Genomic DNA, 15,914 nt, shown 5'->3' with positions numbered 1-15,914 from the left:
ACGAAGTCTAGGCCATGGCAGCTTGGATCGCAAACGTTTGGCGCCTCCGCAGGCATGAAGGCGAGCCTTGTCTGGCAGCGGGCATGAGATGAGCGGTGGAAGCTAGCCAATGCCAAATCCTGCCGCACAAATCGGGTCGCCGGGGTCGGTCTGGAGCGGCTGGCAGTGCTAAAGTGCGTGCCCTGAGACTTATGGTCCTTCCCGTCCCTTTTGCCCGCAACAGCAAAGGTGGGTCGCAATCCGCCAATCGGTCGAGCCGTGTCGCGGAAGGTTTATCAACCAGCCAAATCCCTGGAAGCCGGGGTAAGAGGTGAGCGAAATGATGCAGCAATACAGGTCCAACTCGTACCTGTTCGGGGGCAATGCGCCCTACGTCGAAGAGATGTACGAGGCCTACCTCGACAACCCGGGCTCCGTGCCCGACAACTGGCGTGCGTATTTCGATGCGCTCCAACATGTCCCCGCGACGGATGGCACCGAGGCCCGCGATGTGGCCCATGCGCCGGTCATCGAATCGTTCGCGCAGCGCGCCAAGGCCAACGCCTTCGCCAACAAGGCCAGCAGCGCCGATCTCGCCGTTGCCCGCAAGCAGGTTCACGTTCAGTCGCTGATCGCGGCCTACCGCTTCCTCGGCAATCGCTGGGCGGAGCTGGACCCCCTCAAGCGCGCCGAGCGCCCCAAGATTCCCGAACTCGACCCTGCGTTCTATGACCTGACCGAGTCCGACATGGACATCTCGTTCAGCGCCGTGAACAGCTATTTCGGTGGCGAGACCATGACCCTGCGCGAGATCGTGCAGGCGCTGCGTGAAACCTACTGCGGTTCCATCGGCGCCGAGTTCATGCACGGCTCCGACCCGGCCGAGAAGCGCTGGTGGCAGGAGCGCCTGGAAAAGGCCCGCAGCAAGCCCAGCTTCAGCGCCGAGAAGAAGAAGGCGATCCTGGAGCGCCTGACGGCCGCCGAAGGCCTGGAGCGCTATCTGCACACCAAGTACGTCGGCCAGAAACGCTTCTCGCTGGAAGGCGGCGAGAGCTTCATCGCCGCGATGGACGAACTGATCAAGCGCGGCGGCGAGCGCGGCGTGCAGGAAATCGTCATCGGCATGGCCCACCGCGGCCGCCTGAATGTGCTGGTGAACACGCTGGGCAAGATGCCCAAGGATCTGTTCGCCGAGTTCGAGCACAAGGCTTCCGAGGACCTGCCCGCCGGTGACGTGAAGTACCACCAGGGCTTCAGCTCCGACGTGTCCACCGCGGGCGGCCCGGTCCACTTGTCGCTGGCCTTCAACCCGTCCCACCTGGAAATCGTCAACCCGGTCGTGGAAGGCAGCGTGCGCGCCCGTCAGGACCGCCGTGGCGACACCGCTGGAGCCCAGGTGCTGCCGGTGCTGGTGCACGGTGACGCGGCCTTCGGTGGCCAGGGCGTCGTGCAGGAAACGCTGGCCATGGCCCAGACCCGTGGCTATCGCACCGGCGGCACGGTCCACATCGTCATCAACAACCAGATCGGCTTCACCACCAGCGACCCGCGCGACCTGCGCTCGACCTGGTACTGCTCCGACGTCGTCAAGATGATCGAGGCGCCGGTGCTGCACGTGAATGGCGATGACCCGGAAGCCGTCGTGTGGGCCACGCAGCTGGCGATGGACTACCGCGCCGAGTTCAAGAAGGACGTGGTCCTCGATATCGTCTGCTTCCGCAAGCTGGGCCATAACGAGCAGGACACCCCGGCCCTGACCCAGCCGCTGATGTACAAGAAGATCGGTGCCCACCCCGGCACCCGCAAGGTCTACGCCGACAAGCTGGTCGCGCAGAACGTGCTGAGCGCCGAAGGTCCGGACGAGATGATCAAGGCGTACCGTGCGGCCATGGACGAAGGCCGTCACACGGTCGATCCGGTGCTGACCAACTTCAAGAGCAAGTTCGCCACCGACTGGTCGCCCTTCCTGGGCAAGAAGTGGACGGACAGCTGCGACACCGCCATTCCCGCCACCGAATGGAAGCGCCTGGCTGAAAAGCTGACGACGCTGCCCAAGGACTTTGCGGCTCACAACCTGGTGCAGAAACTCTACGCCGACCGCGCTGCGATGGGCCGTGGCGAGACCAATGTGGACTGGGGCATGGGCGAATCGATGGCGTTTGCATCGCTGGTCGCGTCGGGTTATCCGGTGCGCCTGTCTGGCGAGGACAGCGGCCGCGGCACTTTCACCCACCGCCATGCGGTCATGCACGACCAGAACCGTGCGAACTGGGATGACGGCACCTACATCCCGCTGCAGAACGTTGCCGACGGCCAGGCTCCGTTCACCGTCATCGACTCCATCCTGTCGGAAGAGGCGGTGCTGGGCTTCGAGTACGGCTACGCCGCAGCAGAGCCGAACACGCTGACCATCTGGGAAGCCCAGTTCGGCGACTTCGTCAACGGCGCGCAGGTCGTCATCGACCAGTTCATCGCCTCCGGCGAAGTGAAGTGGGGCCGCTCCAACGGCCTGACGATGATGCTGCCGCACGGCTATGAAGGCCAGGGCCCCGAGCACAGCTCGGCCCGCCTGGAGCGCTTCATGCAGCTGGCTGCAGACAACAACATGCAGATCGTGCAGCCGACCAATGCGGCCCAGATCTTCCATGTGTTGCGCCGCCAGATGCTGCGCATGTTCCGCAAGCCGCTGGTCATCATGACGCCGAAGAGCCTGCTGCGCGCCAAGGACGCCACCTCGCCGCTGACTGACTTCACCAAGGGTGAATTCAAGACGGTGATCGGGGAGCAGGATGCCGGCATCGACGCCGCCAAGGTCAAGCGCGTGATCGCCTGCTCGGGCAAGGTCTACTACGACCTGGTCAAGAAGCGCGATGAGAAGAAGGCCAGCGACGTTGCGGTGATCCGCGTCGAGCAGCTCTATCCCTTCCCGCACAAGGCTTTCGCCGCCGAGATCAAGAAGTACCCGAACGCGACCGACATCGTGTGGTGCCAGGACGAGCCGCAGAACCAGGGTGCCTGGTTCTTCGTGCAGCACTACATCCACGAGAACATGCTTGACGGCCAGAAGCTCGGTTTCGCCGGCCGCCCGGCCTCGGCATCGCCGGCCTGCGGTTATGCGCACCTGCACCAGGAACAGCAGAAGGCCCTGCTGGATCAGGCCTTCGCGAAGCTCAAGGGCTTCATCCTGACCAAGTGAGCCGGCCTCGGTACTGAACAGAATCGAAAGAACAAATCATGGCAATCGTAGAAGTCAAAGTCCCCCAGTTGTCCGAGTCCGTTGCCGAAGGCACGCTGCTGACCTGGAAGAAGAAGCCCGGTGAAGCCGTGGCTGTCGATGAAATCCTGGTCGAGATCGAAACCGACAAGGTCGTGCTGGAAGTGCCGGCGCCCTCCGCCGGTGTCATGGCTGAAATCGTCAAGGCCGACGGCTCCAGCGTCGTCAGCGAAGAAGTCATCGCGCGCATCGACAGCGAAGGCAAGGCCGGTGCTGTGGCCGCTCCTGCCGCCGCTGCTGGCCCTGCTGCGCCGCCGCCGGCCGCTCCTGCGCCGGCCGCTGCCGGCAAGGGTGATGTGGCCATGCCCGCCGCTGCCAAGCTGCTGGCCGACAACAATCTGTCGACCGGCGATGTTTCCGGCACCGGCAAGGACGGCCGTGTCACCAAGGGTGATGTGCTGGCCGCCGTGGCTGGTGGCGCCAAGGCTGCTGTCGCCGCTCCGGTGGCTGTCGCCGCTGCGCCCGCCGTGGCCAAGCCGCTGCCGGCGGTTGCCGCACCGATCTCGCAAAACCTGGGCGATCGCCCCGAGCAGCGCGTGCCGATGACGCGCCTGCGTGCTCGCGTCGCCGAGCGCCTGCTGCAATCGCAATCGACCAACGCCATCCTGACCACGTTCAATGAAGTGAACATGGCCCCGGTGATGGAGATGCGCAAGAAGTTCCAGGAGAAGTTCGAGAAGGAACACGGCGTCAAGCTGGGCTTCATGAGCTTCTTCGTCAAGGCCGCTGTTGCTGCTCTGAAGAAGTACCCGGTGCTGAACGCCTCGGTGGACGGCAACGACATCGTCTATCACGGCTACTTCGACATCGGCATCGCCGTCGGCTCGCCGCGCGGCCTGGTCGTGCCCATCATCCGCAATGCGGACCAGATGAGCTTTGCCGACATCGAGAAGAAGATTGCCGAGTTCGGTCAGAAGGCCAAGGAAGGCAAGATCTCCCTGGACGACCTGACCGGCGGCACCTTCTCGATCTCCAACGGCGGCACCTTCGGCTCCATGCTGTCGACGCCCATCATCAACCCGCCGCAGTCGGCCATCCTGGGCGTGCACGCCACCAAGGACCGCGCCGTGGTCGAGAACGGCCAGGTGGTCGTGCGCCCGATCAACTACCTTGCGATGTCGTATGACCACCGCATCATCGACGGCCGCGAAGCCGTGCTGGGTCTGGTCACGATGAAGGAGGCGCTGGAAGATCCGGCCCGCCTGCTGTTCGACATCTAAGCCGAGAGACGATTCATGAGCGCTGTTAAGCAATTCGACGTCGTCGTCATCGGCGGCGGCCCTGGTGGCTACATCGCGGCCATCCGCGCGGCCCAGCTGGGCTTCAACGTGGCCTGCGTGGACGAGTGGAAGAACGCGGCTGGCGGCCCGGCCCCGGGCGGCACCTGCACCAACGTGGGCTGCATTCCTTCGAAGGCCCTGCTGCAGTCCAGCGAGCACTTCGAGCACGCCACGCATCACTTCGCGGACCATGGCATCTCGACCGGCGAGGTCAAGATGGACGTGGCCAAGATGCTGGCCCGCAAGGACACCGTCGTGAAGCAGAACAACGACGGCATCCTCTACCTGTTCAAGAAGAACAAGGTGGCGTTCTTCCACGGCCGCGGCTCATTCGTCGCCGCCAAGGACGGCCTGTACGAGCTGAAGGCGGGCGAAGAGTCCGTGCTGGCCAAGCATGTGGTGCTGGCCACCGGCTCCAATGCCCGTGCACTGCCCGGCGCTGCCTTCGACGAGGAGAACATCCTCTCGAACGACGGCGCCCTGCGCGTCGGCGCCGTGCCCAAGAAGCTGGGCGTGATCGGTTCCGGCGTGATCGGTCTGGAAATGGGTTCGGTCTGGCGTCGCCTGGGCGCCGAAGTTACGGTGCTGGAAGCGCTGCCGGCCTTCCTGGCGGCGGTCGACGAGTCGGTCGCCAAGGAAGCGGCCAAGCTGTTCAAGAAGCAGGGCCTGAAGATCGAGCTGGGCGTCAAGATCAGCGAAGTCAAGTCCGGCAAGGGCGGCGTGTCGGTGGCTTACACCGATGCCAAGGGTGCCGAGCAGAAGCTGGATGTCGACAAGTTGATCGTCTCGATCGGCCGAGTGCCGAACACGATCGGCCTGAACGTCGAGGCCGTGGGCCTGAAGCTGGACGAGCGCGGTGCCATCGTCGTGGACGCGGACTGCAAGACCAACCTGCCCAATGTCTGGGCGGTCGGCGACGTGGTGCGTGGCCCGATGCTGGCGCACAAGGCCGAGGAAGAGGGTGTGGCCGTGGCCGAGCGCATTGCCGGCCAGCATGGTCATGTCAACTTCAACACCATTCCCTGGGTGATCTACACGAGCCCCGAGATTGCGTGGGTCGGCCGCACCGAGCAGCAGCTCAAGGCTGACGGCGTGGCCTACAAGGCCGGCCAGTTCCCCTTCCTGGCGAATGGCCGCGCCCGTGCGCTGGGCGACACGCAGGGCTTCGTCAAGTTCCTGGCCGATGCCAAGACCGACGAAATCCTTGGCGTCCACATCATCGGCCCCTTCGCTTCGGAGTTGATTTCTGAAGCTGTGGTGGCGATGGAGTTCAAGGCCTCGGCCGAGGACATCGCGCGCATTTGCCATGCTCACCCCTCACTGAGCGAAGCCACGAAGGAAGCGGCGCTGGCCATCGACAAGCGCACGCTCAACTTCTAATGCTTGTCTGAGACGAAGCAAGGGGCGGCACGGGTCGCCCTTTTTTATTGGAATCCTGACGCATGACCTCGGTCACCGAGCTGTACCAGCAAACCCTGAAAGAGCGCGGCTACACCGCCGACCCGGCGCAACTGCGCGCCGTGGCGGCCCTGCAGCGCTGCCAGGATGAATGGGCCGACTACAAGGCCCGCCGCAGCAACGCGGTGACCAAGCTGCTGATGCGCCCGCCGCTGCCGCGAGGCGTCTACATGTACGGTGGTGTGGGGCGCGGCAAGAGCTTCCTGATGGACTGCTTCTTCCAGGCCGTGCCGCTGACGCGCAAGACCCGCCTGCACTTCCACGAGTTCATGCGCGAGGTGCACCGCGAACTGCAGGACCTGAAAGGCATCGCCGACCCGCTGGAGGAACTGGGCAAACGCATCGCCAAGCGCTTCCGCCTGATCTGCTTCGACGAGTTCCATGTGGCCGACGTGACCGACGCGATGATCCTGCACCGGCTGCTGGACGCGATGTTCAAGCACCGCGTGTCCATCGTCACCACGTCCAACTTCCATCCCGATGGGCTGTACCCCAACGGCCTGCATCGGGACCGCATCCTGCCAGCCATCGAGCTCTTGAAGGAGAAGCTCGAGGTGATCAATGTCGACCATGGCACCGACTACCGCCAGCGCTCGCTGGAGCATGTGGAGCTGTATCACACGCCGCTGGACGACAAGGCCGACGCGGCGTTGACGCAAGCGTTCGAGTCGCTGGCCGAAGCGCGCGACGAAGACCCGCTCCTGCACATCGAGCACCGCGAATTGCGTGCGCGGCGGCGAGCCGGCGGTGTGGTCTGGTTCGACTTCGCTACGCTTTGTGGTGGCCCGCGCTCGCAGAACGACTACCTGGAGCTTGCGACGCAGTTCCATACCCTGATCCTCGCGAACGTGCCTGAGATGCCGGTGCGTCTTGCCAGCGAGGCGCGCCGCTTCACCTGGCTGGTGGACGTGCTCTACGACCGCCGAGTCAAGCTGATCATCTCGGCCGCGGTGGCGCCTGAGCAGCTTTACACCGAGGGCCCGCTGGCGCATGAGTTCCCGCGCACCGTCTCCCGGCTGCAGGAAATGCAGTCCAAGGAATACCTGTCGCTGGAGCGGCGCGAAGTCGATACCTCGCTGACCTGAGGAGCATGCTGCCCATGCCTCGCCATCTGCTGCTGCTGTTGGTGCTTGCCACGTCCTGCCTGCCGGCGCTGTCGCGACCCGCTGAAGACACGGACAGCGAGCGCGCGCAGCTGCGTCGACAGCAGCATGAGCTGGAGGCCCTGCATGCGCAACGACTCGCCGATTGCGCCAAGCGGTTCGAGGTCAACAAATGCCGCGACAAGGCGATGGCCGAGCATCGTTCCAGGCTGAAACCTTTGCTTGAACGTGAGCGCAGCCTCGACGACGAAGAGCGTGCCAATCGAGCCCTGGCCCAATCCTTGCGCAGCTCGGTGCGCCAGATGGATGGGGTGGCTTCGGCGCCGGCGGTTCGTCCGGCGCGGACTGCCAGCCAGCCAGCCGTACCGAAGCGCGTAGCCAGGTCCCAGGCTGAGCTGGAAGCACGCAGGGCAGAGAAGCTCGCGAAAGATGAAGAACAGGCGGCCGAGCGCATATATCAGGCCCAGCGAAGGCAGGCTGCGTTGGCTGCCCATGCCAAGTCGGTGCAGGAGCGCAATGCTCGCCGCGCCGGCACGCCCTCCGCCAGCCTGCCTGTGCCGACTGCTGCCTCGATTGCGGCGCTGCCGGCTGCTTCAGCGACAAGCCGCCACTGAGTCTGTCTGCGGCTTCAGCTGATCGGGTCCAGCCGCACCAGGCTCATCGACAGGTTGTCGCCACTGCCCTTGGCGCGCTGGCGGGCCTTGCTGATCAAGAGCTCGGCCGCTTCTCGCGGCGGCAGGCTGTGCACCACGGTGCCGAGCTCGCGCTCGTTGTAGTAGTGCCAGAGGCCGTCGCTGCAGCTGAGCAGGCTGTCGCCGATCTCGAGCCGCTCGATCTGGTCTTCGGTCGGTGTCGGGTCCTGCACGGTGCCCAGGCAACCTGTGAGCAGGTTGGACTGCGGATGGCTGATCGCCTCGTCTTCGGTGATCTGGCCTTCGTCGACCAGGCGCTGCACATAGGAATGGTCCAGGGTGCGCTTGATCATGTTCGGCCCGCGGAACAGGTAGATGCGCGAGTCGCCGGTATGAATCCAGTAGCAGCGCCGATCCGCACCCACCATGTAGGCGGCGATGGTGCTGTGCGGCTCTTCCTCGGTGGAAAGTGCCGTCAGCTTGATCATCAGGTGCGCTTCCGAGACCAGCTGGCGCAGCATCTCGGCCGGGTTTTCTTCGTCGGGAACGAAACGGTCGAAGAGTTGCTGGGCCGTCATGACGACCTGGTCGGCCGCCTTGCGGCCACCGCTCTTGCCGCCCATGCCGTCGGCCAGCACCGCGAGCATCCAGCCAGGCGCCCTCGGGTGACTGATCACTTCGACCTGGTCCTGCTGGTAGAGCCGGTCGCCGCGGTGGGTGCCGGTGGCGGCATTGAGCCTGAAGCCCGGTGAGCTGCGTGTCATGTCGTTTGGAACAATTTCCAAGGTGCGCGTCGATGCAAAACTATAATCGCGAACCTGAGCCGCCATGGACGAACAACTTCACTCGCTGTCGCGCCGCCTGATCGAGCTTCGCATGGAACATGCCGATCTCGACGGCATGATCGACCGTCTGGCCGACCAGCAGCCGCTGGACGAACTGGCCTTGCAAAGGCTGAAGAAGCGTCGCCTCGCGCTGCGCGACCAGATCGCCCGCCTGGAGCTTGCCTGCGCCCCCCAGGAACCTGCCTGATTTGGACTCCCGTTGACTCCTGAACTCACCGTCCTCGCCGGGGCCGAGGCGCCCAGCGAGCTGGAGCAATGGGTGGCCGCCGCCTTTGACGCCGGTGGCCCGCTGGCCCGTGCAGACGAGGGCTATTCACCGCGCGCGCAGCAGCTGCAGATGACGCAGGCCGTGGCTCGCGCCGTCGCCCGGCGCGAGACGCTGGTGGTCGAGGCCGGCACCGGCGTCGGCAAGACATTTGCTTACCTTGTGCCCGCCTTGCTGTCCGGCAGCCGGGCGCTGATCAGCACTGCCACCAAGAATCTGCAGGACCAGCTGTTCTTCCGCGACCTGCCGCGGCTTTGCGAGGCGCTGCATGTGCCGGTGCGCACTGCGCTCCTGAAGGGCCGGGGCAGCTACCTCTGCACCCATCGCCTGAAGCAGGCGCGCCAGGGTGCTGAGTTGCCGGATCGGCGCGCGGTGCTGGCGCTTGCGCGCGTGGAGCGCTGGGCGCAGGAGACCCGCAGCGGCGACTTTGCCGAGCTGGAGGGCCTGGACGAGCGCTCACCGATCATCCCCATCGTCAGCTCGACCCGTGACAACTGCCTGGGCTCGGAGTGCCCCGACTACCGCGACTGCTACGTCGTCAAGGCGCGGCGCGAAGCGATGGAAGCAGACATCGTCGTGGTCAACCACCACCTGTTCTTTGCCGACCTGGCGCTCCGCGAGAGCGGCGTGGCCGAGCTCCTGCCCTCGGTCGAGCTGGCGGTGTTCGATGAGGCGCATCAACTGGCCGAGGTCGGCGTTCAGTTCCTCGGCACGATGCTGGGCACGGCGCAGATGCTCGACTTTGCCCGCGATGTGCTGGGCCAGGGCCTGGCGCAGGCGCGGGGCCTCCAGGATTGGCAGGGTCTGCATGGCCGGCTGGAACTGGCGGCGCGCGAGTTGCGACTGGCGTGCGCCGGGCCACTCTCCGGCAATGGGCGCGAGGTGCGCGGCCTGCTCAAGCTGGCCTGGAAGGAACGTGCCGAGCGGCCCGGCTTTGCCGAGGCCCTGGGCGAGGTGGCCGACGCGGCGCGGCTGGCGCGCGAGACGCTGGCGACGGTGATCGAGAACTCGCCGGATTTCCAGCGCCTTCATGAGCGCGCCGAGCAGCTCGAGAAGCTGGCCCAAGGCTTTGCCGACAAGGCCGAAGAAGGCGCGGTTCGCTGGATAGACCTGAGCCCGCAGCAGGCGCGCCTGGTCGAATCGCCGCTGGACATTCGCCAGGCCATGCAGGAGCAACTGGCCGGCCCGCCCAAGGCCTGGGTGTTCACATCAGCCACCCTGGGTGACGACGAGCATCTGAGCTGGTTCACCGAGCCTGCGGGCCTGGACGATGCCACGGTGTTGAAGGTGGGCAGCCCCTTCGACTATGCCGGTCACGCGCGGCTCTACATTCCGCGCCGCTTCCCGAAGCCGAGCGAAGCCGATCATCCGGCCGAGGTGGCGGCACTGGCGGCTCGCTGTGCACGTGAACTTGGTGGCCGCACCTTCGTCCTGACCACCACGCTGCGCAATCTGCAGTCGATTGGCGAGGCCCTGCGCCAGGCTTTTGAAGAGCAGGGCGATGGCATCCGCGTCCTGCAGCAGGGCACCGCCACCAAGCGCGTCTTGCTGGCTCAGTTCATGGCCGACCCGCGGACGGTGCTGGTGGGCTCCGCCAGCTTCTGGGAAGGCATCGACGTGCCCGGCGACGCGTTGCAATGCGTGCTGATCGACAAGCTGCCTTTCCCGCCGCCGAATGACCCGCTCGTCGAAGCGCGGGTGCAGCGCCTTGAAGCCGCGGGCCGCAATGCCTTTGCCGACTATTTCATTGCCGAGGCGGCCATTGCCTTGAAGCAGGGCGGCGGCCGCCTGATTCGCAGCGAGCGGGACCGGGGGCTGCTGGTCGTCTGCGACCCGCGCATGGCCGGCATGAACTATGGCCGCCGGCTGCGCGACGCGCTGCCGCCGATGACCCGCCTGGCCGAGGAGGGTGAGGCCCTGGACTGGCTGCAGGAGCTGGCTGCGGCGCACGAGCAACAGCAATGAAAAAGCGCGTGACCGGCACGCGCTTCTCATGATTCAGCTTGATTCAGCAGGCCTGTCAGCTCACCAGAACTTCCACCAGGCCTTCTTCTTCTCCGGGTCGTCCTGGGCCAGGAACTTGCTTTGCGGGAAGCTCTTGACCAGCACGCGCTGAGCGTCGTCACGCAAGGGGGTCAGGCCCAGCTTGTCGTAGCTCTGCACCATCAGGTACAGCGCCTCTTCGGCGGCCGGTGCGCGCGGGAACTCCGTCACCGCGTTTTGCGCGCGGCTGGCCGCGGCCACGAAGGCATTGCGGTTGAAGTAGTAGCGGGCCACGTGGACCTCGTAGGTCGCCAGCGTATTGGTGATGAAGTCGATGCGGACCTTGGAGTCCTCGGCGTACTTCGAGTTCGGGAACTGGTCGACCAGCTGGCGGAAAGCCAGCAGCGCGTCACGCGATGCCTGCTGATCGCGCTCGGCGACGTCCTGGCTCGCCAGCCGGCCGAACAGGCCCAGGTCTTCGTTGAAATTGACAACGCCCTTCAGATATAGCGCGTAATCGATGGCCGGGCTGGACGGGTTGAGCTTGATGAAGCGGTCCAGTGCCGTGATGGCCGCTGCACGCTCACCGCTCTTGTAATTGGCCCAGGCCTGATCCAGCTGGGCCTGCTGCGCCATCAGCGTGCCGGCCGCGCGGCCTTCAACGCGTTCCAGCGTCTTGATCGCGCGGTCATAGCCGCCGCCCTCAAGGTCGGATTTGGCCTCTGCGTACAATTTATCCAGGCTGGTCTGGGAATTCGGATCATCCTTGGGCTCGGTCGAGCAGCCCGCCAGCGCCAGCGCAGCAGCGCCCACCAGCCAGACGGCCAGACGGCCACCCCTTGACAGCGACAGCTGCTTGGACGACGCATGCTTGGGGCTCAGATGCCCCAGCGATTTTTCACTCATGATCCCTAGAGGGGCTGGCGTCGCCGACCCGAAGCAGAAATAGGAAACCTGATTATATGGACCAGCTGGGCATCGACCTGGGGACAGTTCTGGGCAACGAGGAAGCCGAGGCCGAAGACGGGGTCGAGTGCCGGCGCGCCGAGGCCGGCCCGGCCTGGCATGGCCAGCGCCTGGACCGCTGCCTGGTCGAGATGGCTTCGGAGTTCTCGCGCAACCACCTGCAGTCCCTGATCGAGCGCGGCTGCGTTCGCGTCAACGGCCAGGCGGCCAGCTCTGCCTCCCGCAAGGTCCAGGCCGGCCAGCAGATCGAGATCGACCTGCAGCCCACGGCCGAGAGCCGGGCCTTCCGCGCCGAGCCCATGGAGCTGAACATCGTTCTCGAGGACGAACACCTGCTGGTGCTGAACAAGCCGGCTGGCATGGTGGTGCATCCGGCAGCCGGCAACTGGTCGGGCACCATCATGAATGGGCTGCTGGCGCACCATGCGGGCGCCGCCACCTTGCCGCGCGGCGGCATCGTCCATCGCCTGGACAAGGACACCTCGGGTTTGATGGTGGTAGGCAAGACGCTGGAGGCGGTCACCGCCTTGACGCGGATGATCGCGGCGCGTGAAGTGCACCGCGAGTACCTGGCCCTGGCCCATGGCCGGGTGCTCGCGCCGCTGGAAATCGATGCGCCGCTCAAGCGCGACCCGGTCTCGCGGGTCAAGATGGCCGTGCTGGCCACTGGCAAGCCTTCGCGCACCGATGTCTTCCCGCTCGGCACCGAGTCGTGGGAGACCCGCGTCATCAGTGCCGTGCATTGCGTGCTGCACAGTGGGCGCACCCACCAGATCCGTGTCCACATGGCTTCACGCGGCCATCCGCTGGTGTCTGACCCGCTGTACGGCGGCGTGCTGGCCCTGGGCCTGGCCCGGCAGGCCTTGCATGCGGCGCGGCTGAGCCTGGCCCATCCGATCAGCGGAGCGCCCCTGGTTTTCGAGGCGCCTCTGCCGGCCGATTTGCAGGCCGCCTGGGCAACCCTGGGTTTGCCCGAACCCCGCCTCGGAGAGCTCGCTGGCTGAGGCAGGCTACAATGCACCCTTAACGATGCGACCCTGGTCGCGATCGGCCCTTGGTGGTCGGGTCCGCACCGCATCGAAACCGCTGAGCAAGCTGCCACCGAGCCCGGTAGGGCCCGCTCCCAAGCGCTCAGCACCCGCCCCGACGTTGTCCTCCCTCCGCGCTGAATGCATGAGCGCGGCGCAGGCGCAGCCCCACGGGCCCAGAGAAGTACCGCCCGCCAGCAAGACCGGCGGGCCCACCGTCGTCAAACAACGGGAACGCTGACGAGAGTCAATGAATACACAGGATGCAAAGCGCGTCCTCGAGACCGCGCTGATTTGCGCCCAGCAGCCCCTGACCCTGCGCGAGCTGCGAACGCTGTTCGCCGATGAACTCGGCGCCGACACCCTGCGCAGCCTGCTCGATGAACTGGTGCGCGACTGGGAAGGTCGCGGCGTCGAGCTGGTGCCGGTGGCCAGTGGCTGGCGCTTCCAGAGCCGCCCCGAGCTGCGCGAATATCTGGACCGCCTGCACCCGGAGAAGCCGCAGCGCTACTCGCGCGCCGTGCTCGAGACGCTGGCCATCATTGCCTACCGGCAACCGGTGACCCGCGGCGATATCGAGGACATCCGCGGCGTCGTGGTCTCCAGCCAGATCGTCAAGCAGCTGGAAGACCGCGGCTGGATCGATGCCATCGGTCACCGCGAAGCGCCGGGCCGCCCGGCGCTGTACGCCACCACGCGGCAGTTCCTGGACGACCTGGGCCTGTCCAGTCTGGAGCAGTTGCCAGCACTGGAAGCGGGTGGTCAGCCCCTGGCTGGCCTGGAGCTGCCGCCGGAGATGCAGGCGTCCCTGCTGGACGAGGTGGCTGCGGAACCGGCCGCTGAACCTGAGCCTGCAACTGAGCCGGCCGCTGAACTTGAGAGGGCAGCCGAACCGGCCGCCGAGACTGAATCGGCAGCCGAACCGGCCGCCGAGACTGAAACTGATTCTTCTTCCGATGCGCCGTCGCCCAGCGACGACGCTCTGCCACCGCCGGCTTCGCCGGCCCCTGAGTCTGACGACGCCAACGCGGCGCAAGCTGACGCATGAACAAAGACAACCTCAAATCCGCCGACCTGCCCGCTGGCGATGCCGCGCCCGAAGAGGCCGCTCCCAAGCGACGCCGCAGTCCGGCCAAGGCCGCTGCGCCTGTTAGCGAAGCCGCCGAGGCGCCTGCCGCTGAAGCCAAACCGGTGAAGCCGCGCGCACCGCGCAAGACGGCTGCTGCGAAGGCGGCTGAAGCTGCTGAAGCGGCTGAAGCGGCTGAAGCGCCAGTTGCCGCCGTGACCGAAGAAGCCCCGGCGCCCAAGCGTCGCGCCCCGCGCAAGGCGGCAGCTCCCGCAGCCGAAGCCGTGACGGGTGAAGCGCCTGAAGCGCCGCCGCCAGCGCCGGCCCCGCCTGAACCCGAAGCCCCGCCGCCGGCCCCTGCGCCGAGCGAGGGTGGCGAGCCCGTTCGTGCCGGTGGTGCCGATGAAGGCGAAGGCGAGGCCAATGAGTTTGGCGACGACCGTGGCGGCCGAGGCCGCAATCGCCGCCGCGGCCGCAAGGGTCGTGGCGAGGGGGGTGATGCCGTGGAGGGCCAGCAGGGCGCCGAAGGTGCTGAGGGTGGCCGAGGCGGCCAGCGCACTTTCGAGGCGGTCGAGATGGCCGTGGCTGTCGAGCCTGAAGTGGCCGCCGCTGCTGGCGAGCTGTTCGCCGAAGTGCTGGCCGGCACCTATGACGCTGGCGAAGAGCCGCCCGAACTGGCCGAGGGCGAAGAAGTTCCTGACAACAAGCGCGTGCTGGCCGCCGACCCCGACGCACCGAAGCTGCAAAAGGTGCTGGCGCAAGCCGGTGTCGGTTCGCGCCGCGACATCGAGGACATGATTGCCGAAGGCAAGATCGAGGTGAACGGCGAAGTGGCCCACATCGGCCAGCGCATTTCCTTCGGTGACCGTGTCAGCGTCGCCGGCAAGCAGATCCGCATCCGCATCACGCCGCCGGCGCCGCGCATCCTGGCCTATCACAAGCCGGTTGGCGAAGTCGTCACCTTCAACGACCCGGAAGGCCGCCCCACCGTGTTCCGCCGCCTGCCGCGCCTGCAGCAGGGCAAGTGGCAGTCGGTTGGCCGCCTGGACCTGAATACCGAAGGCCTGCTGCTGTTCACGAACAGCGGCGAACTGGCCAATCAGCTGATGCATCCGCGCTTCGGCGTCGAGCGTGAGTACGCCGTGCGCGTGCTGGGCACGCTGACGCCCGAGCAGAAGGCGCGCCTGCTTGAAGGTGTCGACATCGAAGGCCAGAAGGCCCAGTTCAAGAGCATTGAGGACGGTGGTGGCGAAGGCGTCAACCACTGGTACCGCGTTGTCATCACCGAAGGCCGCAACCGCGAAGTGCGCAAGCTCTTCGACAAGGTGGGCCTGGCAGTCAGCCGCCTGATGCGCATTCGCTACGGCACCGTGGTGTTGCCGCGCGGCCTGAAGCGTGGCGTCTGGGTGGAGCTGGGTGACGACGATGTGCGCGTCATCCGTCGCCTGGCTGGTCATGTGCGCCAGGAACGCGGTGACCGCAATGATCAGCAGCGCGGCGACCGTGCTGAACAAGGCGGCAAGCCGCCGCTGCGTGGCAACGACCCGAAGCAGCGCGGCAACAACAACCGCCGCGCCGATGGTCGCCAGGCAGGCGTGGGCCCGCGCCCGAGCCGTCCCGAGCCTTCGCAGCGCCAGCCCGAGCAGCGCTTCGAAGAGCGTGCACCGCGTGATCACAACGAGGACGATGACGACTTCGTGCCGCGCAACATCAACCCGCTGGAACAGACCTTCGACCGTCGCTTCGCCACCGGCAGCAAGCGCATTCCGCAAGGCTTTGGTGCCGGCGGCAGCGCGCCGGACCGCCATGAGGGCAATCGTGGCCGTGGCAAGGGTGATGGCCCGCGCGAACCGGATCCGATGCAGACCTCGGTCGGCTATATCGGCGGCGACGCGTTCCTGCGCCGTGGCGGCCGAGGTGGTGGTGGCGGTGGTGGCCGCAGCGGTGGCGGCGGCCGAAGCGGCGGCGGTGGCGGCGGTGGTCGCTCCGGCGGTGGCGGCAATTTCGGTGGCCGCAAGCGCTGATTTGCCCCATC

General features: G+C 66.3%; 12 protein-coding genes. 10 read left to right on the top strand and 2 right to left on the bottom strand.

Translation table 11 applies throughout. From position 1 onward, the window contains the following. Positions 1–319: 319 nt before the first annotated feature. The 5 genes from V3596_RS03785 (at position 320) to V3596_RS03765 (ending at position 7,708) form a co-directional block, all read left to right on the top strand. On the top strand, positions 320–3,175 hold the full coding sequence (locus V3596_RS03785) for a 2-oxoglutarate dehydrogenase E1 component (protein WP_334276486.1): 2,856 nt from the start codon (positions 320–322) through the stop codon (positions 3,173–3,175). Between the two features lie 38 nt (positions 3,176–3,213). Continuing rightward, entirely contained in the window at positions 3,214–4,473 is a 1,260-nt protein-coding gene (gene odhB, locus V3596_RS03780) for a 2-oxoglutarate dehydrogenase complex dihydrolipoyllysine-residue succinyltransferase (protein ID WP_334276258.1), read from the top strand. Between the two features lie 15 nt (positions 4,474–4,488). Further along, positions 4,489–5,913, top strand: coding sequence for a dihydrolipoyl dehydrogenase (lpdA, locus tag V3596_RS03775; RefSeq protein ID WP_334276257.1), 1,425 nt, complete (start codon positions 4,489–4,491; stop codon positions 5,911–5,913). A gap of 62 nt (positions 5,914–5,975) precedes the next feature. Beyond that, positions 5,976–7,076 (top strand): cell division protein ZapE, encoded by a 1,101-nt coding sequence (gene zapE / locus V3596_RS03770; protein WP_334276256.1) that lies wholly within the window; start codon positions 5,976–5,978, stop codon positions 7,074–7,076. Between the two features lie 14 nt (positions 7,077–7,090). After that, positions 7,091–7,708, top strand: coding sequence for a hypothetical protein (locus tag V3596_RS03765; RefSeq protein WP_334276255.1), 618 nt, complete (start codon positions 7,091–7,093; stop codon positions 7,706–7,708). A 14-nt stretch (positions 7,709–7,722) separates the two neighbouring features. On the opposite strand, the gene V3596_RS03760 is transcribed toward V3596_RS03765, so the two are convergent. Next, positions 7,723–8,490: a PP2C family protein-serine/threonine phosphatase gene (locus V3596_RS03760; protein WP_334276254.1), complete on the bottom strand. Its 768-nt coding sequence runs from the start codon at positions 8,488–8,490 to the stop codon at positions 7,723–7,725. Positions 8,491–8,554: 64 nt separating this feature from the next. On the opposite strand from V3596_RS03760, the gene V3596_RS03755 reads away from it, so the two are divergent. Together V3596_RS03755 and V3596_RS03750 are read left to right on the top strand one after the other, a co-directional pair. Then, positions 8,555–8,758 carry a YdcH family protein gene (locus V3596_RS03755; RefSeq protein ID WP_334276253.1) on the top strand — a complete coding sequence of 68 codons (204 nt, stop codon included), beginning with the start codon at positions 8,555–8,557 and terminating at the stop codon, positions 8,756–8,758. Positions 8,759–8,908: 150 nt separating this feature from the next. Next, on the top strand, positions 8,909–10,801 hold the full coding sequence (locus V3596_RS03750; protein ID WP_334276485.1) for an ATP-dependent DNA helicase: 1,893 nt from the start codon (positions 8,909–8,911) through the stop codon (positions 10,799–10,801). Between the two features lie 60 nt (positions 10,802–10,861). On the opposite strand, the gene V3596_RS03745 is transcribed toward V3596_RS03750, so the two are convergent. Then, complete coding sequence (locus V3596_RS03745; protein WP_334276252.1) at positions 10,862–11,725, bottom strand: outer membrane protein assembly factor BamD; 864 nt, start codon at positions 11,723–11,725, stop codon at positions 10,862–10,864. Positions 11,726–11,781: 56 nt separating this feature from the next. Between V3596_RS03745 and V3596_RS03740 the strand changes: the two genes are divergently transcribed. From V3596_RS03740 to V3596_RS03730, 3 genes are all read left to right on the top strand, one after another. Continuing rightward, positions 11,782–12,789, top strand: a complete 1,008-nt coding sequence (locus V3596_RS03740) for an RluA family pseudouridine synthase (RefSeq protein WP_334276251.1) — start codon at positions 11,782–11,784, stop codon at positions 12,787–12,789. A 274-nt stretch (positions 12,790–13,063) separates the two neighbouring features. Further along, positions 13,064–13,861 carry an SMC-Scp complex subunit ScpB gene (gene scpB, locus V3596_RS03735; protein ID WP_334276250.1) on the top strand — a complete coding sequence of 266 codons (798 nt, stop codon included), beginning with the start codon at positions 13,064–13,066 and terminating at the stop codon, positions 13,859–13,861. Then, complete coding sequence (locus V3596_RS03730) at positions 13,858–15,903, top strand: pseudouridine synthase (RefSeq protein ID WP_334276249.1); 2,046 nt, start codon at positions 13,858–13,860, stop codon at positions 15,901–15,903. Before scpB ends, V3596_RS03730 begins: the two co-directional genes overlap by 4 nt. The last annotated feature ends 11 nt before the right edge of the window (positions 15,904–15,914 follow it).

Origin of the sequence: Roseateles microcysteis (assembly GCF_036880965.1) — a bacterium.
Classification (GTDB): Bacteria; Pseudomonadota; Gammaproteobacteria; order Burkholderiales; family Burkholderiaceae_C; genus JAUASW01.
This window is presented reverse-complemented; position numbering and strand designations above follow the sequence as displayed.